This window comes from Microvirga aerophila (assembly GCF_003332305.1).
GTDB classification, from domain to species: Bacteria; Pseudomonadota; Alphaproteobacteria; order Rhizobiales; family Beijerinckiaceae; genus Microvirga; species Microvirga aerophila.
This window is the reverse complement of the sequence record NZ_QOIO01000007.1, coordinates 14,076-34,117: the sequence shown is the minus strand read 5'-3', so window position 1 is coordinate 34,117 and position 20,042 is coordinate 14,076. Positions and strand designations below refer to the sequence as shown.

Below are 20,042 nucleotides of genomic sequence, written 5' to 3'. Positions count from 1 at the left end.
TCGCATGGCAGGCCCCAACCCTTCCGTCGAGAGTTGGCCAGCGTCTTTCCCGACCAACGGGACTGCCACACCCAAGACTTTTCGGCGCGGCGCTCATCGCGCCATCGAGCCCGAGGAAACCCTAACGCGATTGCAGCCCCTTCTCGCCTCCATGGAGATCACGCGGGTCGCCGACATCACCGGCCTGGACGTAATCGGTCTGCCGGTTGCGGTGGCAGTGCGCCCGAACGCGCGATCAAACGCGGTTTTCCAGGGCAAGGGCATGACCCGCGCGGCCGCCAAGGTTTCGGCCATCATGGAAGCCGTCGAAACCTTCCACGCCGAACGCCTGCATGGCCCACTGCTCTGGGCCGACGCACGGGAGCTCCGCCAGAAAGGCTATCGGCTTCTCGATGTGGGGCGTCTTTCACGTCGCACCGGCGTGGACTTTTCCGACGACACGAAAACCCTGTGGATCGAGGGCCGCCACCTTGAGGACGATGCGCCCTGTCTGCTCCCCTACGAGATCGCGCATGTAAACTTCACCCTTCCGTCCCCCGCAGGCAGCGGATATTTTTTGGCGAGCACGAACGGGCTCGCGTCCGGGAACAATCGGGCCGAGGCGCTCGTGCACGCCGCCTGCGAGGTGATCGAACGGGATTGTCACATTTTATTCGGCTTGGACCACACTGCCCTTGATGCCCGGCGGCTGGATCTCGCATCGGTCGATGATGACGACGCTCTTCTGGTGATCGACCGCATCAAGACCGCGGGACTCCTCTGCGCGGTCTGGGACCTGACCTCCGACATCGGTATCGCGGCCTTTCGATGTCACATCATGGAACGCGATGGAGGTCCCGGGGTCATGCCTCTGCCGGCGGAAGGTCATGGCTGCCATCCCGACAGGGGCATCGCGCTCGTGAGGGCCCTTCTCGAAGCAGCCCAGTCTCGCGCCACCGTCATCGCCGGGACACGGGACGAGGTGGGGCCGGATTTCTACCACCGGATGGACGATCCGGGCCAACTTGCCGAGTGGCGTGGCCGTCTCGCTTCCAGTTCCTCTGCCTGCCGCTTCGACAATGTCCCCCATTGCACTTTCGAGACGATCGATGAGGATCTCTCCCATATCGCGACGCAGCTTCGATCGGCGGGCCTCAGCGAGATCGTGGTTCTGGACCTGTCACCGGCCGACGCCCCCTTTGCCGTTGCGCGTGTCGTCATACCCGGACTCGAGGGGCCGCCCAGCCCCCATATCATCCCGGGGTCGCGGGCCCGGAGACATCTGGAGAAGATGCGATGACCATCGTGGTCTTCTGCGGCCCGACGATCTCAGCGGCCGAAGTCCAGGAACATGTGGAGGCGGTGTGCCGGCCTCCGGCAGCACATGGCGATATTCTGCGAGCCGTTGAAACAACCCCTGGTCTTCGCGCCATCGGGCTCATCGACGGCTTCTTTCGAAACGTTCCGGCCGTCAGGCACAAGGAAATCCTGTGGGCGCTTCAGGCGGGCATCCACGTGTTCGGGGCCGCCAGCATGGGAGCCTTGAGGGCTGCGGAACTGGCGGATTTCGGCATGGTCGGGGTCGGGACAATCTTCGAGGACTTGAAAATCGGTCGGATCGAGGACGACGACGAGGTGGCGGTCGAACACGGCCCCGCGGAACTCGGCTACATCCCGCTCAGCGACGCGATGGTGGATATCCGCGCCACCCTCGATGCAGCCTGCGCCGCAGACCTGATCGGCGATGAAACGCGTGGCCAGCTTCTCGATCACGGCAAGGCGACGTTCTATGCCGATCGTCACTGGCCGGATCTCATTCGACAGAGTCGAATTGCGGGAGCCGATGCGCGGGAACTGACGGCTCTGGAAGATTGGCTTCCAACCGGGCGCGTCAATCGCAAAAGGCTCGATGCAGTTGCGATGCTGACGGCAATTCGGCAATTCATGGCGCCCGATCCTGCTCCATTCATGCCGGGTTTTGCATTCGAGCGCACGGAGGCATGGGAGCGCGACCGGGCTGCGGCGAGGGCCCTGTCATCGGAAGGCGACGGCTTGCTTCTGATCGAGGACGTGCTGGATGAGCTTCGTCTGCTTCCCCGCGACCATGCAAGAATCCGCCGGGAAGCCCTCAGCCGGGCTCTTGCCCTTCACGAAGCCAAGCGTCGAGGCTTGGCTCCCACGGACGATGTGTTGGAAAACGTCCTGCGGGATTGGCTGCGCGAACTTGGAGCGGGCTTGAGCAGGACCCTTCGGGAAAGCAGGCTCAACGAGATGGAACTTGAAGCCTTCCTCAGGGAGGAGGCTCTCGTGAGGCAGGTTGTGGATCTCTCCGATGAGGCTATCAGGGCCGCGCTGCTCAACACCCTGCGATCGCGTGGATGGCTTCACGCATTGGCCGCACGGGCGGAGGCCAAGAAGCGCGCCCTTGAGGAGATGGGCAAGGACTCTGTGGCAACGCACACGGGCGGCATCTCACCGGCAGACCTTCAGGCGTGGTTCTGTCGCGAGTTGGCGCCGGGTCGGCTCTTTACCGTCCGACCCGAACAGCTTGCGGCGCGACTGGGCTACGATGATCCGTCAACAATGAGCCGCGCTCTCCTTCGAGAGTATTACTATAGGCAGCACAGCACCCAAAAAGGTATTACACCCCCGGCTCTCAGTCTTGACGACCGCAACAACTTCCCATGACACTATTCAGGACGAAGGAGCGGCTCCATGACTGATCTCCTCGAAGTTACCCAAAATCGACCTCATCCGCAGACGATGGGATACCGCCCGTCGAGGATCACCCTGTATGGCGTCCCCTTCTATCATCTGACGACAGATGAGGTGACGGTCTACTTCCTTCCGTCACCCCTAACCCAAAATCGATCGCTCGTTCTCGTTTACGGGTACTGCTATCAAGGGCATTGCTACACGTTGCCCGAGCCGATGGTTGTGCTCGTCGAAGCGCCGGGAACCCAGGCGAACGGCAGCTGCGGTTGGAACTCGCCCTATCTCAGTTGGGAAGTCGACAAGCTCGATGCCACCATCCAGTTCCAGGCATTCGGCGACACGTTCGAGGAACTGATCCTCAAACGGAACTTCAACGCCGCAAAGCAACCGGTCGCCTATTCTATCGCGTGGCAGATGGCGCACCGCGGCGGCAAGCTGATCGAATGATCGGATGGAGATGTTGCAATGGCATCCGTTTTGGGCGGTTTCGTTGGAAGGCTCGATCAAGACAGCGCGTTGAATGACGTCACTGTCCTGATCCCCCGTCCAGCTGACGCCGACCCTTTCACGGCAAGGCACCTTCTCATCCAGACGTTCGAACCGGCCTGCGAGAGAGGGCGAAACGGGCAAGTCTCGGCACGGATCGAGGGGGTTCTCGGCCCAATGGAGCGGTCGTTATACCCCCAATACGAGCAATACTGGAACGAACTCAGGCTTGCACCCGCCGATCGCAGAGCCGATCGGCCCTTCGGAGGAGTCGATGGCGCCTTCAGCCAGTGCGGCTGCATCCCGGAGATTAGTGGTTGTAACGAAGGGGATGAAGCCGTAGCCCTTGAAATCGATCGCCCCGTGCGGGCTAAATCCTTCTTGGTCACGCTCAACCTGCGCATCGAACACCTTGCTCCGGGCACAGTCGTCAGAGGGCTTGTGGCTCTCAACGATTTGGAGCCTCAGGACCAAGGGAATGCGGAGCCACCCGGCAACCGGCAGGAACCCGCCGATGCGCCGGATCACCGGGACGCGCAACCACGACATTAAACCTGAAGTGCCCGGATGGGGACATCGATCCTTCTCCACCGGAAGATCTCGCAGATTTCGTCATGGTGACGGCCTCTCGAAATACGTCGGTCGGCGTCCAGCAACGCGCCCGCAACACTGCCGAAGCTCAATTGATCCGGCGAAAGGTCTTGCCAGGCGGACACGAGATAGCGGCCGAAGAGGTCGCGCGCGGATGCGAGAGCGGCCTTGAAGGCGAAATGCCGATTGGCGTAGCTGCGCGCGAAGGCCTGCGAGACGCGTTCGGATTGTATGCCGGAGATATTCGTCTCGTAGGCCTGCGCCCAGAGTTCGCGCGGAACAAGGCCCCGGTCGGCGAGCTCGCAGGCATAGATGTATGTGATGATATCGAAACACGCCCCCGTGAGAGGCCGGGACATGTCATGCGGCTCCGCTCCCACGTCCGACATGCGCGTGCCGTTGCTCGCGAGGCGGATCTGCTTCGTATCCGCCACCTCGCCGAGGCGATTGAGCTCGTTGAGGACATAGATGTTGCCGCGACAGGCGCGCAGCAGGCGATCCAGCACCGTATCGAAATGCATCACGGCGATCAGAGCCGCCACATCGGCGGATGCCTCATGAAACGCCCGGAACTCGATTGTCATCTGACCGCTCTCGGGCAGCCCCATGAGCGAGAACAGGATCGAGTGACCGATCTCGTGGGCGATCACGTCGAAGTTGAGACCATAGGGCAGAGCGGTGCCGTCTTCCGCTATGCTCCGCCCGAATTCGATATAGCCGAACCCTGATTGCGCATTGTCCCAGTCGATGAGGGGAATGATCTCAAGCCGCCGGAAATGCTGGCCGAACTGCCATTCGATCCTGTCGCCGAGGTAGCTCTCGAAGATATCCAAAACCCTCCGAACAGACCCGTACATGTGGACCGCAAGAAAGTCGCGGGACGTGACTGGAAGATGCGCGAAGTGGCCCTCCGCATCGGGGAGCACCGGGGGCCTTGCGGGTCCGCGATAAGGCGGGAGATAGGGAAACTGGTACGGCTCGCGCTTGTCTATGGCGTCCACCACGTACATTCGGTCATCGGACGGGCCAGGCCCGACGCTTCCTGCGGCAGGCGACAACCAGACCACCTCCGGCTCGGCGAAGCCGGCCAGAAACGGCGCTTGAGGAAAGAGCCGGACGCGGGTTCCGAATTCCTGGGCCCGTCGGTCATAGAACAAAGTCATGACACAGCCGCTGAGATCGATCCTGATCCAGCTTGCGGGCTGATCGCCCGATGCGCAAGACGGCCTGAGATGGATAGACCCGGAATACCCAGCCCTCGCCGGATCTGATCCCGCGTCTAAGCAGCCCTATCGGCCAGGACAGGCATCTCTGGACAGACGTGAATCTCGAACGAGACACTGCACCGCCCGCTGCCTTGAATGTCCAACGTGGTTTCATACTCGGCCAGGATGTCCTCGACGATGCCGAGTCCAAGGCCGCTGGAGGTCGTGTCGGAACGACCTGTCATACCGCGCTCCGGCCGCATGCCTTTGAAACCCGGACCATCGTCCTCAATGGTGATGCGGGCTTTCTCGCCCATCGTGTCCACCCGAACGGCGACGTTGTTTTTCGCCCACTTGCGCGCATTGTCGAGCAGGTTGCCCATCACCTCGCCAAAATCGTGCGGATCCATCTCGACGCTCAGATCCGGCGGAACCTGGGTCTCCCAGACAAGATCACCCCCTCGCGGCATATGCTGCAGAAGCCTCAGAAGCCGCGCGACGGTGGCGTCCACCGCCGTATAGGCGCCGCAACCCACCGAGGCGCCGCTAGTGCGCGCCCGCGCAACCTCACGGTCCACATGACCGCGGATTGCGCCTAGTTGCTCGTGCAATCGTTCCGCCTCATCGCGCATGCCCCGTTGCTCGAGACGTCGCACTTCGTTGCCCAGAATGGTGAGAGGCGTCTTGAGGCCGTGGGCCAACGCTCCGGCGCGGTCGCGCGCTTTTCGAACGAGGTTCTCCTGGCGGTCGAGCAGCTTGTTGATGCTGTCGACGAGGGGGGCGATTTCTTTCGGAAAACGCCGGGTCATGCGCCGCATCCGCCCCGTCTGAACGTCGTTCAGCTGTTGGTTCACCGTTCGCAATGGACGAAGGCCGAGCCAGACCTGCAAGCAGGCGAACAGGACAAGGACAGCCGCAATGGGTGCAAGGACGCGCACAACGTCCCAGCCGAACGCCTCCCGCAACTCCACGACCTGCTTGTGATCCACCGCGACCGCGAGGCTGAATGCGCGCTGTCCGGCCTCGCCGTCGATGGTGACCACCTGCTCGACCGGTGATGTCACGGTAACTTTTGGTCAGCGGCTTATGAGCTAAGAGCCGCAGCATGACCCATCCCATCAGCTACAAGCGCCACCGTTTCCCGCCCGAGATCATCGCTCATGCCGTTTGGCTCTACTTTCGGTTTCCGCTGAGTCTACGCTTGGTTGAGGAGATGCTGCTCGAGCGCGGTATCGTGGTTTCCTATGAGACGGTACGCCGATGGGCTCTAAAGTTCGGACCTGAATACGCTCGCCGCCTCAGGCGCAAGAGGCCGAGCCGCCGCGATATCTGGCACCTCGACGAAGTCGTGATCACCATTGCTGGCGAGACGCACTGGCTGTGGCGGGCGGTGGATCAGGACGGCTATGTCCTTGATGAGATCGTCCAGGCTCGCCGCAACACCAAAGCGGCCAAGCGCTTGCTCAAGCGTCTGCTGAAGAAGCAGGGGTGTCCACCGCGACGGATGATCACCGACAAGCTCGGCTCGTATGCTGCCGCCCGACGGCAGGTCATGCCGGCAATTGAGCATCGGCAACACAAAGGGCTCAACAATCGCGCGGAGAACTCGCATCTGCCGTTGCGACGGCGAGAGCAAGCAATGCAAGGGTTTCGATCTCCCGGAGGCCTGCAGAAGTTCGTCAGTATCTTCTCAGCAGTTCGCAACCTCTTCGTCCCACCCCACTCCCGCCGCTCTGCCCTTGCTACCCATCTTCACCGCCTCAATGCCATGGCGGAGTGGAAGTCCGCAGTCAGCACTGCCGCTTAAGTCCATTCGGTGATCGAGTTTCCCTCAGTGCGCCCGCTCTCAGTTAATTTGACAACGCCGGTTGCGGACATGAGCCCTGAGGAGCTCGTCCGGGTGATCGACTTTCGCTATATCACCGATGCAATCACGCCTGAGGAGGCGCTGGAGCTCTTCCGCCGGGCCGAGGTCGGCAAGGCTGAGCGGAAGGCGATCCTGCAGCGGGAGGGTTATGCCTGCTACACTACCTCGGCTGGCTGGCTCGGCTACAGTGACGAGAAGCTCGCCCGGCTTGCCTTCGACGCAGTCGCGGCTGGGTTCCGGCACATCAAGATGAAGGTGGGCCGCGATGTCGAGGACGACATGCGCCGCCTGCGCATCTGCCGCGATGTGATCGGTCCGGATGTGAAGATGATGATCGATGCCAACCAGGTCTGGGAGGTGGATCAGGCCATCGCTTGGTTGAGGCAACTGCAATTCGCCCAGCCCTACTTTATTGAGGAGCCGACCAGTCCCGACGATGTGGAGGGTCACCGCAAGATCCGTGAGGCCATTGCACCCATGAAGGTCGCAACCGGCGAGATGTGCCAGAACCGCATCCTGTTCAAGCAGTTCATCACGCGGGGCGCCATCGACATCGTGCAGATCGATGCTTGCCGGCTCGGCGGCCTGAACGAAGTACTGGCGGTGCTGGTGATGGCAGCCAAGTTCAACTTGCCTGTCTGGCCCCATGCGGGTGGCGTCGGCCTGTGCGAGTATGTCCAGCACCTGTCGATGATTGATTATCTGTGCGTGTCGGGCACCAAGGACGAGCGGGTGATCGAGTATGTGGACCACCTGCACGAGCACTTCGTCGATCCCTGCGTGATCCGGAATGCAGCTTATATGCCGCCTCAACGGCCGGGCTTCTCGATCGAGATGAAAGAGGGCTCAATTCGGGAGCACCTGTTTAGCGCTGCTGGAGGCTAGAAAATCGCTCGCTAGCAGTGCTTGCTTCTCATACGCTTCCCAATCCGGCTTTCTGGGAAGCAGGCTCGACGCAAGCGATAGGTAAATTATTGAAAAGATTGGTGGGTGATGTAGGGCTCGAACCTACGACTCGCTGATACGGCAGTAACGTTCTTTCACTTGCTTGGACCCATCGGGGAAGATCTGAAAACAGGAGAAAACGACCTTTACTTGGTAAAGTTGGCGGTGCCGTTCCGAAATACCTCGCGGCGCGGTCCATCACAGGCTGGCCAGCAGAAGGCTTGCTCCAATGAATAAACCGAGAGAGGCAACAAAAAGGATCGATGCACGCTGGAACGATGGACCAGTGCAAGCAGTATTCGCATGACCTGCAGTGCTACCGTGAACATGTTGTGGAGATCGCATGCGTTCCATAAGATTATCCTGCCTGTATGGTGCTGTTCCAGGATCAGCTAACGCAGGTATCGGCAGACTTATTCCTTCATGGGGCGCATAAAAATATCTCGACAACGTCGGAACTTTACCGTCGCGACTGTTTTCTTTGCTCCTGTCCTAGAGGATATCGTTTTTCTCGAAGCATGGTGCTGCACCAACCTGCCGGTCGAACGAGAACGTGCAGTCATGCGCAAGTGCAAAATCCGAGATGGACTTGAGGGCCTCAGGAGAGGCCTGCGACAGCTTAACCACATCGAAAAGGCGCGTCAGCACATCCCCTTCCACGATCAGACTTGCTCCTGGGTCAAGGCGGTGCAGCTTGCCCGCCAACTCGTCCCGTGTCATGGGCGCCTCCTGTCCGGGTATGCCTGCAGCAACAGTATCATACAGATGGTGCCCCGGGGCGAGGCTGATCCACGGCGGGCTTCGCGACAGGTCGGCAGAGCTCAGATACAAGCACGTTCGCGTGTCACCGTTCCGAGGTGCTTGCTACCTCCAAAACGCCGCCGCAATCGGATTGTCGACGGCGCAATCCGAACTACCTTCAGCTCGAGCAATTATCAAGGACAGGCGAGTGTATCGAAACTGTGGCCCGTATCACCAACGCGATGAGCCAACGATGCCCGATCGGGAGGAGCGAATCCGAGAGGAAAGGATCAGGCTCCGCGCCTTGGAGATCTGGAGAGAGCAAGGCTGTCCAGAGGGACGTGCGCGGGAACACTGGAAGCAGTCAGAACGCGAAATCGGCGGCGACAACGTCAGTGAAGCAGGACGCAGCGATCAACCAGTCGGTCAAGCTGCTTCAGCCGGGGCGCCGACAAGGTCAGAAGAGCAAGCTTAATGCTAGCGGCACCATCAGCTTAAAGGCGTAGCTTTTGCTCCCCTGAGTTTTCGGACCACGGCACGATACCGGTTTTGGATCGCTAAGGCTGTAGGATCTTGACCCCAGACAGCCCTTGCGGGCTCAAGTTAACGATGCCTAACAGCATCATCTCAGCCCTCTTCGTCGGGGTGCAGGCCATCAGCCCACTTCCGATCATGACGGGGTTGCCTTCTTCCGCTGGAGCATTCCAAAGTCCCAATCGGATCCTTCATAGAGGAGGCGGTTATGTGTGGATATGCTCATGGCGCCCCTGCCTCCTCAAGGCCCCCGCGGCGGAACAGCTCGCGGAACACGGGGTAGATCTCTCGGCGATGAGTGACCCTGCGCATTGCAAGGGCACCCTGATCCCGCAACGGCCCGTAAGTCTGCCAGAGGGCGGACCGGTGCTTGATGAAGCCAGCCGGCGCTCTGTTCTCCTCAGTCCCAACCTCAAGGTAAGCGAAGTACTGGCACAGGGGCAGGATAGCGTCGGTCAAAAGGGCAGCGCAGGCGCTGTTGTCGTCTGGAGAATTGTCCCCATCCGATGCCTGAGCCGCGTAGATGTTCCAGTCCTGCAGCGAATACCGCTCCGCCACGATCCGCTGCATCTCAAGCAGGGCGGACGACACCACCGTGCCGCCCGTCTCAGGGCTGTGGAAGAAGGTCTGCTCATCCACCTCTTTGGCTTCATGCGTGTGGCGGATGAAGACGATCTCCACGTGCTGATACCGTCGCGTCAGGAAGATATAGAGCAGCATGTAGAAGCGTTTGGCCAGGTCCTTCATGTGTTCGGACATGGAGCCAGATACATCCATCAAGCAGAACATGACGGCTTGAGCGATGGGTCTTGGGGCCGGCTCCAACCGGCGATAGCGCAGATCCACCGGGTCGACATAAGGGATCCTGCGCGTGCGCTGCTGCAATTGCGTCAGTTCTTCCCGCAGCAGGGCCAGCCGGTTGTTAGATCCGCCCTGATGCTCAAGAAGCCGGATCTCCTGTTCGAGTTGCACCAGGTCACGCCTCTTGGGGCGCTTCATGGCAATGCGCCGGGCCAGCGCATGGCGCATCGTGCGCAGCAGGGCAAGGTTCACCGGGGAGCCCGTGGCGGAGTAGCCTGCCCGTCTGAAGCCCTGTGCCTCCGACGTCGCGAGGCGCCGCTTGGCGAGATCCGGAAGCTCGAGATCCTCAAGGAAAAGGTCGAGGAACTCCTCACGGCTGAGGACGAAGCGAAACTCGTCCTCTCCTCCGCTATCGCTCCCTGCCGAAGGCGAGCCTTCTGGGCCGCCCGACCCACGTTCGATCGTGTCGCCTTCGACAAACCGTCTGTTTCCAGGCAGAACGTGGTCTCGCACCCCACCTGTTGCCGCGCGCCGAAACCGCGGCTCGCGCACTCCTTCGGCTGGAATGGCGATCTCGCCGCTTTGCTCCAGGTCGCTGATGCCCCGCTCACTGGAGCCATCCCGCACGGCACGTTGCACAAGAGCCTTGGCCCGGCGCAGAAATCGCTGGCGATTGGACAGACTCTTGCCGCCCGGATTCAAACGACGGTCGATTATACTCATTGCGACGAACGCTCGCGGCAAATCCTCGGCCGGGTCATGGGGGCTCTCCTGTCAGAGACCTCGTCAGGTCAACAGATATGCACGCTCAAGGTTGCGTTCCCGGACTTGATGCCATGGCTGAGCATTCGGCTAGCTTAGCGGAATGCAATCCAAGTTCTCGATGCTCTCGGTTGGCGTTTGAGGGGCTGGGGAGAGGCTTGGTCAGCAAGCCGTATCGTGCGGTGTTTCCCGGGTGTTGCCATTCGGACTCGAGCGGTTGTGATCCGAGCTATGTTGGCCACGGCAACACCGCGCCCCCGCTTGTTGAGGCTGATACGATGCCGGCGCTGAAAGGCGGTCGTGGCGGTACGGTTCACGGTGCGACTGAACTGAGCGGCATGTTTTGGCGTGCGGATCGATGGGGTCGCAAGGGCCTCTGTTGGGGTGCCGAGCTCGGTCCTGACAGCGGCAAGGTGCAGCCATGCCCGTCGGCAGTATTCGACGCTGAGGGCACTCATCGTTTCGGATCGATGGCCGGCGCGGTACTTCATCAGAGCGCGACAGAGGTCGCCACCGGCCAACCGCCACGCTTTGGCCAGATAACCCACGCCAAAGCGCAGGTTGGTCCGAGGCTCCGTCAGGTCGGCCGGTAAGCCCCGAAAGCCCAGCAGCGCCGCAGTCTTCGGTCGCACCTGCATGAGGCCGATCTCGCCGACGCGGCCAACAGCGGTAGGATCGTACCGGCTCTCGATCCGCACCACCGCGTCAACCAGGGCCGGCGGCACCCCTTGAACTGCAGCCTCCTCCACGATCGCAGGTAGATGCGCGGTTCGAGCCCGCAGGACACGGGAGGAAGAAACAACCTCCAGAATGTCAGATGTCGAGATCAGCTCGATGTTGGGAGGAAATGGAAGCGACGCCAGTTGTTGATCAACGTCGATCTCGGCTACGTTAAAATCAGGTTTTGCGGAACCTGAGCTCGGGAACAAGAATAGGAAAGCAGTCGCATACGCAAGGTGACGCAAACTGAACATTGCCAAAGTCCCTCAGGGCTGGCGGATTACTCAGCTTTAAGCAAAAGTGTTGAGAGATCATGTACGACCGCAGCCGCCGTTTTCGCTCAGTTGTCCGATGTGCTGAGATATCGCTCTGGCACGAGCCAAGCGACGCCGTCTTGCAATCGCCACCGCGCTTATGATGAGCGGGGGCACGAGATACGGCCTGCTTCAAGCCGTTCCTGGGCATTCTTCATAATCCGCCTCAAGCTTTGCAGTGGCCAGTATCACCGTTCGTCTTCCTCTGGAACAGAAACGGTCCCGCTACTTCCCTCCCTATCCGGGAGAGCGGAGGGCACCATTTTTGTTCGATCTGGCTGAAACTACTTCGAGCCCGAGCTTTTGCCCTGCCGAGAGCCGCGTCAGGCCTTCAAGCTCTCATAAACCGCAGGGCCTCCTCACTCCGGCCAACACAGTGAGGAAGCCTTTCTGTTGCTCTCAATTTGCAGGCTGTAGCTTCACGCTCCATCTTCGGGGGAACTGTCGCAAACCGTCCGGTAACTGAGTTTGGCCTACGCCTCCGAGAAGCTCCGGAGGTGCGTTGTGTTCAAAGGCCGTCATTTCGATCGCTCAGTGATCCTTCTGTGCGTGCGGTGGTACCTGGCCTATGGCCTGAGCCTGCGCAATCTGGAAGAGATGATGGCCGAACGAGGCGTGACAGTGGATCATGCCACCATCCATCGCTGGACGATCCACTACGCCCCGATGCTGCTCGAGCAGTTCAACCGGCGCAAGCGAGCCGTCAGCCGGAGATGGCACGTGGACGAGACCTATATCAAAGTCCGCGGGCGGTGGATGTATCTCTACCGCGCAATCGACAGCCATGGCGACACGGTTGAGTTCTGGTTCAGCGAACGCCGCAACTTGGCTGCTGCAAAGCGGTTCCTGCGTAAGGTAGCAGCCGAGGGCTCCTCATCCCGCCCAGCGGCCAAACGCAGGACCGCGCGAAGGTCGTGCGCCAGCTCCCTCGAAGCAACCCGCCTTCAGCCAGCGCTGCGCCTGCTGGTAGACGGCGGCCCTGGGCGGCAGGTCGTTGGGCATCCAGCGCCAGGGCGCACCCGTCTTGATGATGTAGCGCAGGCCGTTGAACACCTCGCGCAGGGAGCGCTCTCTCTGGCTGGCGTCTTCGGGCAGAAGCGTCAGATAGGGCGCCACCAGCGCCCATTCCTCATCAGACACATCAGAGGGGTAAGGTTTGCGAGCAGAGGTCATCTCGCCTCAACGGCGATGACCTCAAGCCGGGTCCATAACAGCCTCTAGAAAGAAGCTTACAACAGCAGGGCGGAATTCGCCCAAGCGAGGATATTCTCGGACAATACGGGCATGAGGCTCCACAACTGAAGCGTGCCAGTTGCGAAGGATCAGAACCACGGAACTTACACTTCTTGAAGGTTTGCGATGGGTCACAAACCGAGATTCAGTGCGTTTTCAGAACGTCCGGTTCGATGAGGATTGCTGCCTTCGAGCTTAGGTCTCAGGCGTGCAATTTCAGGACATTCGCTCAAAGACCAGAGGCGATTAGCACTGATCTCCATCGAGCATGCGCCTAACCTTGTAGGCTAGTTCGGCATAGGTGAAGGGCTTCCCGATCAGATGCATTCCAGGGTCGAGGCGACTATGGTGGACATTGGCGTTCGAGGTATAGCCCGTGGTGAACAGAACTGGCACCTCTGGCCTGCGCCGGCAAACCTCATCCGAAAGGGCACGCCCATTCATTTCTCCGGTCAGAACGACATCAGTAGGAAGGAGTTCGATCTCCGGATGCCGCTCAAATATCTCCAGCGCCTCGCGAGCGTCGCCAGCCTCGAGGACACGCTATCCGAGATCCCGCAGGGCCTCGGTGGTGTACGTTCATAGATCGGGCTCGTCTTCACAACCAGAATGGTCTCGCCCGCGCCTCTCAGCATTGCGGAGCTCTTTGCCGGCATCTCAGCAGGTTCTCCATCAGAGCCGATCAGGCGGGTCAGATAGATCTTGATCGTCGTACCTTCGCCCAGTTCGCTGTAGATCCGGATATGCCCATTGGACTGACGAACGAAGCCGTACACCTGGCTCAGTCCCAGCCATGTTCCCTTGCCAGCTTCCTTGGCGGTGAAGAACGGCTCGAACACCTTCTCCATCGTGGCCTTGTCCATTCCGGTTCCGGTGTCTGAGACGACCACGAGCACATGCTGCCCGGCTAGGACCGGCTCGGCCAATACCTCGACATAGGCCTCGTCCAGACAGGCTTAGCGGTTTCGATGGTGAGTTTGCCGCTATCCAGCATGCATCGCGGGCGTTCACTGCCAGATTGAGGATTGCATTTTCTAGCTGGCTCAGATCTGCCTGGGAGCGCCAGAGACCGCCGGCGAGGACCGTCTCCAGCACAACCACTTCACCGAGCGTCCGCCTGCTTCTCTTCGTTCAGTCGCGGACGAGAAGGATGGCTTCGATTTCAACGGTCATGCGATTGGGCAGCGAGCCCATGCCGACCGCCGAGCGGGCGTGCCGCCCAGCATCACCCAGCACCTCGACCAGCAGATCTGAGCAGCCGTTGATGACCTTGGGGTGATCGGAGAAGTCCGGTTCGGCATTGACCATTCCGAGCAGCTTGATCACGGCTTCGATGCGACTGAGCTCACCCAAAGCCGATTTTGCGACCGCCAGCAGGTTAAGCCCTGTCAGGCGGGCCTCCTCATAGGCCTCTTCAATGGTTGCATTGCGCCCTAGGCGACCCGGACGATAGGTGCCGTCTGTGCGCTTGGGCCCCTGACCCGAGAGATACAGCAGATTTCCGGCCCAGCGATAGGGCACATAATTCGCTACGGGCACCGGAACCTCCGGCAGCACGAGACCGAGTGATGTGAGCTTCTCTTCAGGGGTCATGAATGGTGCCTCCTCAAATTTCTAGACATTGCCTTCGACGGATCAGCTACGCGCACTGCGCAGAAACTCTGCCAGGCGGGGACTCTTGGGATTACCAAAGATCTCCGCCGGAGGTCCCTGCTCTGCGATCTGTCCCTGCTCCATAAACACAACTCGGTGCGAGACATCGCGCGCAAACCGCATCTCATGGGTGACGATCAAAAGTGTGGATCCTTCCTCTGCGAGACTCTTGACCGTGAGAAGGACCTCCTGAACCAGTTCCGGGTCCAGTGCCGAGGTAATTTCGTCAAGCAGGACAAGCTTTGGGTTCATCGCCAACGCGCGGGCAATGGCAACGCGCTGCTGCTGCCCCCCGGACAATTGGCTCGGGTAATGATCAGCACGCTGAGAGAGACCGACACGGCCAAGCCACTTCTCAGCGATGGATCGCGCCTCGTCCTTCGGGAGACGACGCACCTTTCTCAAACCGAGCATGATGTTTCCGGCGGCTGTCAGGTGCGGAAAGAGGTTGAAACTCTGGAAGACCATGCCGGTCATGGATCTTTGTCGTGACAACGCCCGATCGGACAACCGGCGGCGGCGGTCGCCACCAATGCGGTAGCCGATCGATTCTCCGTCGAGCAGAATCTGGCCGCTGTCGAACTCCTCCAGCAGGTTCACGCACCGCAATAGGGTAGTCTTGCCAGACCCGCTCGATCCAATGATTGATACAACTTCCCGCTCGCGGACCTCCAGGTTGACACCCTTGAGGACCTCGACATCATGGAATCGCTTGTGCAATGTCTGAATCTGCAGAAGAGGACGCACATGAAGCTCCATTAACGAACGGCGACACGCCGCTCGAGTGCCTTGCCGGCCTGCTCAATTCCGAGATTGACCAGCAGATAAAGAAGGCCTGCGAAGAGATAGAAATCGAGCGTCATGAAGTTGCGGCCGACGATCTCCTGTGTCTTCAGCAGCAATTCGCCCACGCCGATGACAGACAGAAGCGTCGATGCCTTCACGAGTTCTGCGCCGGTGTTGATCCAGGTCGGCAAGATCGAGCGAAGCGCCTGAGGCAGGAGCACATAGGTCAGGATCTGCGGGAACGTCAGGCCGATGCTGCGCGCAGCCTCCGTTTGACCCGGTGGAATCGATTGGAGAGCTCCTCGAACGATCTCGCCGATATGCGCTCCACAGAACAAGATCAGGGCCAGGAGCCCGGCTTGAAAGGCACTGAGGTGCAGGCCCACGACAGACGGGATGTAGAAGGAGGCAAGGATGAGCACGAGCACCGGCGTACCTCGCATCACGTCCACGTAGGCCCGGCATAAGAGCCGAACGACCAGTGGCCCGTAAACGAGAACAATGCCGATGAGCAGGCCCAAAGCCGTCCCGATCAGAATTGAAACGACGGACGCCTCGATGGTCCGAACGAAGCCCTCCATCAGGGCGTCCCTGGCTATCCACAACTCACTGAAGAATGTCTCCATGCCGCCCTTCTCCAGCCTCAGAATTTAGGAAATCGGCGCTCAAGGCTTCGCAGGCCAGCTGCAATGACGAGACAGGTGGCGATATAGAGGCCGCTTGCCACGATCCACGTCTCGACGACCCGGAAACTCTCCACATTGATCTTGCGCGCCTGGAATGTCAGCTCCGGAATGGCGATCGCGGCGGCAATGGACGTATCCTTGAACAGCGAGATGAAGGTGCTGCCGAGCGCAGGAAGTGCATTTCGCAGCATGATCGGCATGACGACATAAAGGCTGATCTGAAAGCGGGTCAGGCCAATGGCGCGCCCAGCCTCGACAACACCCTTCGGCACTGAAACAAGACCGGCGCGGAACACCTCGGTCAAATACGCACCGGCATAGATGGCAAGTGAGGCGACGAAGCTCTGAACTTTATCCAGCCTGATCCCGTACTCGGGAAGGGCGAAGTAGGCCAGAAGCACGATGACGAGGATCGGCAGGTTTCGGATCACCGTCACATAGGCCCCCGCAATCCTCCGCCCAAGCTTGGACGGGCCGACGCTCGCAAACCCGCCAATCAGACCGATCACAGTTCCCATGGCTACCGCCCCGAGGGCGAGGCCAAGACCCAGGGCGAGCCCCGACAGGAGTTTGTCGAGGTTCGCCCAGATCACCGCAAAGTTGAGCGTATAGCCCATATCCGTACGCTCTTGCCGCCTTAGCGCAATTCACTCGGGAAGCCGATCTTCGGCTCAGGAGGCGCCTCCCCGAACCACCGTTCGAACGATGCTTTGTACTCGCTGAACTCGACGCCCAGCATTGCCTCACGCAGGGCGATGTTGACGAAGTTGAGCCAATCCGGATCGCCCAGCTTGACGGCGCAGGAATAGGTCTGGGGATTCCAGGCGTAGCCGGCATCCTGATAACGACCGGCATTCTGCTTCATGAACCAGCGCAGGGACGACATGTCGGTCGCAGCGGCGTCGGCGCGCTTCGAATTGAGAGCCTGATAGATCAGGTCAACGCTGTCATATTGGTCGACCTTGGCCTCCGGCAGAGCCTGATGAACCATTTCCTCTGCATACACGTTCTGTAGCACTGCAATCGTAACTTTATCTCCAGCGGCTTTCAGCGCGTCGTAGTTCGCGTAAGAGCCACCCTTCAGGAGTAGCAGGCCGACGCCCTCGCGGTAATAAGGAAGCGTGAATGCGACCTGCTGAGCCCGCGCAGCCGTGACGGTCATGAACTGGCAGGTGATATCGACCTTTCCCGTCGTAATGTTCGGAATGCGCGCGTCCGATGCCTGCGTCACGAACTCAATCTTGTTCGTATCGTTGAACAGGCCCTTAGCGATGATCTTAGCAATGTCGATGTCGAAGCCGGCCAGCTGGCCCTTCTCATCGCGGAAGTGCCAAGGGGGATTCGTGCTTCCAGTTCCGACGATGAGCTTCCCGCGCTGAAGCACCTCCTGAAGCTTACTCGAAGTCTGTGCCTGAACTGCATCGATTGCACCTACGGCCATGACAAGCGCGCCTAGTCCCATCAAAATTCTGCTGATGCTCTTCGACATTGCCTTCCCCTGGTTGTGTCCAATATATCAGATAGCAGTCTTGTATTTCGGACATCGCAACGCTAGGCCTGTTAAGGTTTTGGTGCAAGGGCTCAATTCCGGCCCTGAAAGGTTCTTGAATGGATGACCTGACTCGCCGCCCACTGAAGAACACACCACATTTATCTGCCCCGGCGGCGCGTGAGCGGCAGCGCGGAATCGACCGTGTCATCGATCTTCTTGAGACTCTTCTCCATCAGCGGGCGCCGACCCGCATCGGCGATATTGCACACCTCATCAATGCGCCGCGCTCCACCACTTATGAGATCGTCAACAGGCTGATTGAGGCGGACATCCTAGAGAGCGTCGGTGCGGAGGGACACGTTTATTTCGGGAAGACATCACATCTGTTCGGGCGCGCCTACGCAGATGCAAATCCATTTTACCGCCGGTGCAGGGAGACACTCGACCAGCTGGTTGCGGAAACCGGTGCGACGGCACAGCTCTGCGCCCTGAAGGGACGCAAGTACGTCGTGATCGACCAACGGGATGGGACTGGTCTGTTCCGCATCACCACCGATATAGGCATTGAGGTTCCGATCCCATGGACGGCCTCCGGTCGACTATTGCTCGATCACATGAGTTCCGAGGAAATCGAGAACTTCGTGCCGGCAGGAGATTTTCAGCTTCCGGACGGCCGGCTCCTAGAGCTGAGCAGCTTCCTATCAGACGTAACGCAGGCCCGCGCAGATGGTTACTTTTTGACGAAAGGCTTGGCGGATAGCTTCACCTGTTGTCTCGCGGCCCCGATCCGGAACCGCTCGGGTGCCGCCGTTGCCACCCTATGCTTCACTATCCCGGTCAATACCGAGACCGATGCGCGCGAAGTCTTGCTCACGCGCCTCGTCGCAAGTGCCAACGAACTCTCAGGCACAATTATATAAGGGTATGATTGCCGTGCTGGAGCATCGAACAGGTTTCCAAGAACCGGCCTTCCGTTACCTTCGTCACATGTCTATGAAACATAAGCCCTCCGAGACTCTCAAGGGACAAAGCCGCGGTGCGCCAAGTGAGTAGTCTGATCGATACCATGCGCCTCTTGGCACCTGAAATGAGCCGTGCCGAGCGCAACGTCGCGAATATAATCCTCTCCAACGTCGAAGCGGCGACGGGGATCAGTACCAAGAGCCTTGCGGCGCAGGCGGAGGTCAGCGAGCCAACGATCATCCGCTTTGCCCGGCGTATGGGCTGTGATGGGTTCACGGACTTCAAGATACGCCTCGCCCAGGACTATGCCCTCGGGCGCATGTATATCACCGCCGAGCGGCAGGAGCTGGACAAGACAGGTCGGGCGGTTGCAGAACATGTCTATGAGGCGACGGCACAGGCGCTGGATCATATCGCCTCGACCGCCAACACCTATTGCTGGCACGGCTCGGAGATCGATCTTGGCATTCTCGAGGCGATGTACGTCCACCAGTCGGCGGGAGCGCGCAGTTGCGTATGGCCCGGCGACATATTTGGACGTATGATCCGCAAGCACGATGTTTTTGCGATACCGCTCACCTTCGAGGCACCCTACGTGCGCATTCCCACCGACGGACCAGGTCTCGGTGTGCGCCTCGACGAGGAGGCAATTGCAATGTTCCGCGTCGCAGAACGCGTCATTTCCCTGGTCGAAGCAGGATCAAGAGGAGCCGACGGCCCATGCGCTGGGAAAAATTCACCACCAACAAAATCGCGGCGCTCGACCGCAACATTCCAGTGGTGCTCAACGTGGCGGCCATCGAGCAGCATGGACCGCACCTGCCTCTTGAAACTGATGCCTGCATCGGCGACCACTTCCTGCGGGTACTCGAGGAGCGGCTCGGCGAGGAGGTGCTCATCCTGCCACAGGTCAAGATCTGCTGCTCTGAGCACCACATGGATTTCGCCGGCACGCTGTCCGTCCGGCACGAAACCTTCCTACTCTACGTCGGCGACATCCTCGAATCCGTGGTCAGGCACGGATTTCGAAACATCGTCCTATTCAACAGTCACGGCGGCAACCAAGCCATCGGCCAGGTTCTGTTGGAGAGCTTCGGAGCCAAACACCGGGACTGCCGCATTGCCATGCTGACGTGGTGGCGTCTCGCCGCCAAGGAGCTGAGCGCCATTCGAGAATCCGGCTTCGCCGGCATTAATCATGCATGTGAGTTCGAGACGTCTCTCATGCTGCTGACCGCGCCCGAGAGCGTACAGCGAGAACTCATTTCCGGAATGAGCTATGTTGAAACCTACGGCTGGGCCAATGCCGACATGATCCTGCCGGCCCGCGGAGCCCTGTTCCGCAGCATGAAGGACATGTCCGACGGCACTGGCGTGGTCGGCGACCCGTCGAGCGCAAGCGTTGACAAGGGCGAGCGGATTACCGCCGCTGTGGTCGATCAGCTGGCGCATGTCGTCAAGAGCTTGGCGCGTGCGCGCTGAGGTGGCCCACGTGAATGCAAGAGGGAGGAAAGTAGGGATGTTGAGAACATTACGTTATGTCGGTGCGGCCGTCGCCGCCTTGACCTT

20 protein-coding genes and 4 pseudogenes are annotated in these 20,042 nt (G+C 60.0%); 10 read left to right on the top strand and 14 right to left on the bottom strand.

The genetic code is table 11. The annotated features are described in order from the left end of the window. Nucleotides 1–4 precede the first annotated feature (4 nt). The 3 genes from DRB19_RS05195 to DRB19_RS05185 are packed head-to-tail and all read left to right on the top strand — an operon-like array spanning nt 5 to nt 3,141. On the top strand, nt 5–1,279 hold the full coding sequence (locus DRB19_RS05195; protein ID WP_162815591.1) for a YcaO-like family protein: 1,275 nt from the start codon (nt 5–7) through the stop codon (nt 1,277–1,279). Continuing rightward, nucleotides 1,276–2,667 (top strand): TfuA-like protein, encoded by a 1,392-nt coding sequence (locus tag DRB19_RS05190; protein WP_114184978.1) that lies wholly within the window; start codon nt 1,276–1,278, stop codon nt 2,665–2,667. Before DRB19_RS05195 ends, DRB19_RS05190 begins: the two co-directional genes overlap by 4 nt. A 27-nt stretch (nt 2,668–2,694) precedes the next feature. Continuing rightward, the gene (locus DRB19_RS05185; RefSeq protein ID WP_114184977.1) at nt 2,695–3,141 is read left to right on the top strand and encodes a hypothetical protein; all 447 of its coding nucleotides are present in this window, start codon (nt 2,695–2,697) and stop codon (nt 3,139–3,141) included. A 228-nt stretch (nt 3,142–3,369) separates the two neighbouring features. On the opposite strand, the gene DRB19_RS05180 is transcribed toward DRB19_RS05185, so the two are convergent. The 3 genes from DRB19_RS05180 to DRB19_RS05170 form a co-directional block, all read right to left on the bottom strand. Further along, nucleotides 3,370–3,729, bottom strand: coding sequence for a hypothetical protein (locus DRB19_RS05180; RefSeq protein ID WP_114184976.1), 360 nt, complete (start codon nt 3,727–3,729; stop codon nt 3,370–3,372). Continuing rightward, a complete protein-coding gene (locus DRB19_RS05175; RefSeq protein ID WP_114184975.1) occupies nt 3,729–4,934 on the bottom strand; it encodes a gluzincin family metallopeptidase in 1,206 nt (401 codons plus the stop codon). The genes DRB19_RS05180 and DRB19_RS05175 overlap by 1 nt, the downstream gene beginning before the upstream one ends. A 116-nt stretch (nt 4,935–5,050) precedes the next feature. Then, nucleotides 5,051–6,040: a sensor histidine kinase gene (locus DRB19_RS05170; protein ID WP_114184974.1), complete on the bottom strand. Its 990-nt coding sequence runs from the start codon at nt 6,038–6,040 to the stop codon at nt 5,051–5,053. Between the two features lie 41 nt (nt 6,041–6,081). On the opposite strand from DRB19_RS05170, the gene DRB19_RS05165 reads away from it, so the two are divergent. Continuing rightward, a complete protein-coding gene (locus DRB19_RS05165) occupies nt 6,082–6,783 on the top strand; it encodes an IS6 family transposase (protein WP_114184973.1) in 702 nt (233 codons plus the stop codon). A gap of 60 nt (nt 6,784–6,843) precedes the next feature. Continuing rightward, a pseudogene (locus tag DRB19_RS05160) lies at nt 6,844–7,728 on the top strand (enolase C-terminal domain-like protein); the annotation flags it as partial. 552 nt (nt 7,729–8,280) lie between these two features. Here the strand turns inward: DRB19_RS05160 and DRB19_RS29760 are convergent. After that, nucleotides 8,281–8,508 (bottom strand): hypothetical protein, encoded by a 228-nt coding sequence (locus DRB19_RS29760; RefSeq protein WP_147021779.1) that lies wholly within the window; start codon nt 8,506–8,508, stop codon nt 8,281–8,283. On the opposite strand from DRB19_RS29760, the gene DRB19_RS31660 reads away from it, so the two are divergent. Further along, nucleotides 8,507–9,004: a DUF2934 domain-containing protein gene (locus tag DRB19_RS31660; protein ID WP_338067352.1), complete on the top strand. Its 498-nt coding sequence runs from the start codon at nt 8,507–8,509 to the stop codon at nt 9,002–9,004. The genes DRB19_RS29760 and DRB19_RS31660 overlap by 2 nt on opposite strands. A gap of 281 nt (nt 9,005–9,285) precedes the next feature. Here the strand turns inward: DRB19_RS31660 and DRB19_RS05150 are convergent, their stop codons facing one another. Both DRB19_RS05150 and DRB19_RS31820 read right to left on the bottom strand, forming a co-directional pair. Further along, on the bottom strand, nt 9,286–10,587 hold the full coding sequence (locus tag DRB19_RS05150; RefSeq protein WP_114185073.1) for a YeaH/YhbH family protein: 1,302 nt from the start codon (nt 10,585–10,587) through the stop codon (nt 9,286–9,288). Between the two features lie 134 nt (nt 10,588–10,721). Further along, complete coding sequence (locus DRB19_RS31820; RefSeq protein ID WP_114184971.1) at nt 10,722–11,600, bottom strand: lytic transglycosylase domain-containing protein; 879 nt, start codon at nt 11,598–11,600, stop codon at nt 10,722–10,724. Between the two features lie 564 nt (nt 11,601–12,164). On the opposite strand from DRB19_RS31820, the pseudogene DRB19_RS05140 reads away from it, so the two are divergent. Further along, nucleotides 12,165–12,515, top strand: a pseudogene (locus DRB19_RS05140) (IS6 family transposase); the annotation flags it as partial. Here DRB19_RS05140 and DRB19_RS05135 read toward each other — a convergent pair. From DRB19_RS05135 to DRB19_RS05105, 8 genes and pseudogenes are all read right to left on the bottom strand, one after another. After that, nucleotides 12,512–12,833: pseudogene (locus tag DRB19_RS05135) on the bottom strand (transposase); the annotation flags it as partial. The pseudogenes DRB19_RS05140 and DRB19_RS05135 sit on opposite strands and share 4 nt — an antisense overlap. Nucleotides 12,834–13,139: 306 nt before the next feature. Beyond that, a complete protein-coding gene (locus tag DRB19_RS31025) occupies nt 13,140–13,376 on the bottom strand; it encodes a response regulator (RefSeq protein WP_245439293.1) in 237 nt (78 codons plus the stop codon). Beyond that, nucleotides 13,346–13,819, bottom strand: coding sequence for an ATP-binding protein (locus DRB19_RS31020; RefSeq protein WP_245439284.1), 474 nt, complete (start codon nt 13,817–13,819; stop codon nt 13,346–13,348). Before DRB19_RS31020 ends, DRB19_RS31025 begins: the two co-directional genes overlap by 31 nt. Before the next feature lie 205 nt (nt 13,820–14,024). Beyond that, nucleotides 14,025–14,486, bottom strand: a complete 462-nt coding sequence (locus tag DRB19_RS05125) for a RidA family protein (protein WP_114184970.1) — start codon at nt 14,484–14,486, stop codon at nt 14,025–14,027. A gap of 42 nt (nt 14,487–14,528) precedes the next feature. Next, a complete protein-coding gene (locus DRB19_RS05120) occupies nt 14,529–15,293 on the bottom strand; it encodes an amino acid ABC transporter ATP-binding protein (RefSeq protein ID WP_276330598.1) in 765 nt (254 codons plus the stop codon). Between the two features lie 11 nt (nt 15,294–15,304). After that, a complete protein-coding gene (locus DRB19_RS05115) occupies nt 15,305–15,958 on the bottom strand; it encodes an amino acid ABC transporter permease (RefSeq protein ID WP_114184968.1) in 654 nt (217 codons plus the stop codon). Between the two features lie 17 nt (nt 15,959–15,975). Continuing rightward, entirely contained in the window at nt 15,976–16,635 is a 660-nt protein-coding gene (locus DRB19_RS05110; protein WP_114184967.1) for an amino acid ABC transporter permease, read from the bottom strand. 20 nt (nt 16,636–16,655) lie between these two features. After that, complete coding sequence (locus DRB19_RS05105) at nt 16,656–17,480, bottom strand: transporter substrate-binding domain-containing protein (protein ID WP_373867404.1); 825 nt, start codon at nt 17,478–17,480, stop codon at nt 16,656–16,658. A gap of 146 nt (nt 17,481–17,626) precedes the next feature. On the opposite strand from DRB19_RS05105, the gene DRB19_RS05100 reads away from it, so the two are divergent. From DRB19_RS05100 to DRB19_RS05090, 3 genes and pseudogenes are all read left to right on the top strand, one after another. Beyond that, nucleotides 17,627–18,430 carry an IclR family transcriptional regulator gene (locus DRB19_RS05100; RefSeq protein WP_114184965.1) on the top strand — a complete coding sequence of 268 codons (804 nt, stop codon included), beginning with the start codon at nt 17,627–17,629 and terminating at the stop codon, nt 18,428–18,430. A gap of 146 nt (nt 18,431–18,576) precedes the next feature. Next, nucleotides 18,577–18,723: pseudogene (locus DRB19_RS31015) on the top strand (MurR/RpiR family transcriptional regulator); the annotation flags it as partial. 470 nt (nt 18,724–19,193) lie between these two features. Beyond that, nucleotides 19,194–19,955 carry a creatininase family protein gene (locus DRB19_RS05090; RefSeq protein ID WP_114184964.1) on the top strand — a complete coding sequence of 254 codons (762 nt, stop codon included), beginning with the start codon at nt 19,194–19,196 and terminating at the stop codon, nt 19,953–19,955. The last annotated feature ends 87 nt before the right edge of the window (nt 19,956–20,042 follow it).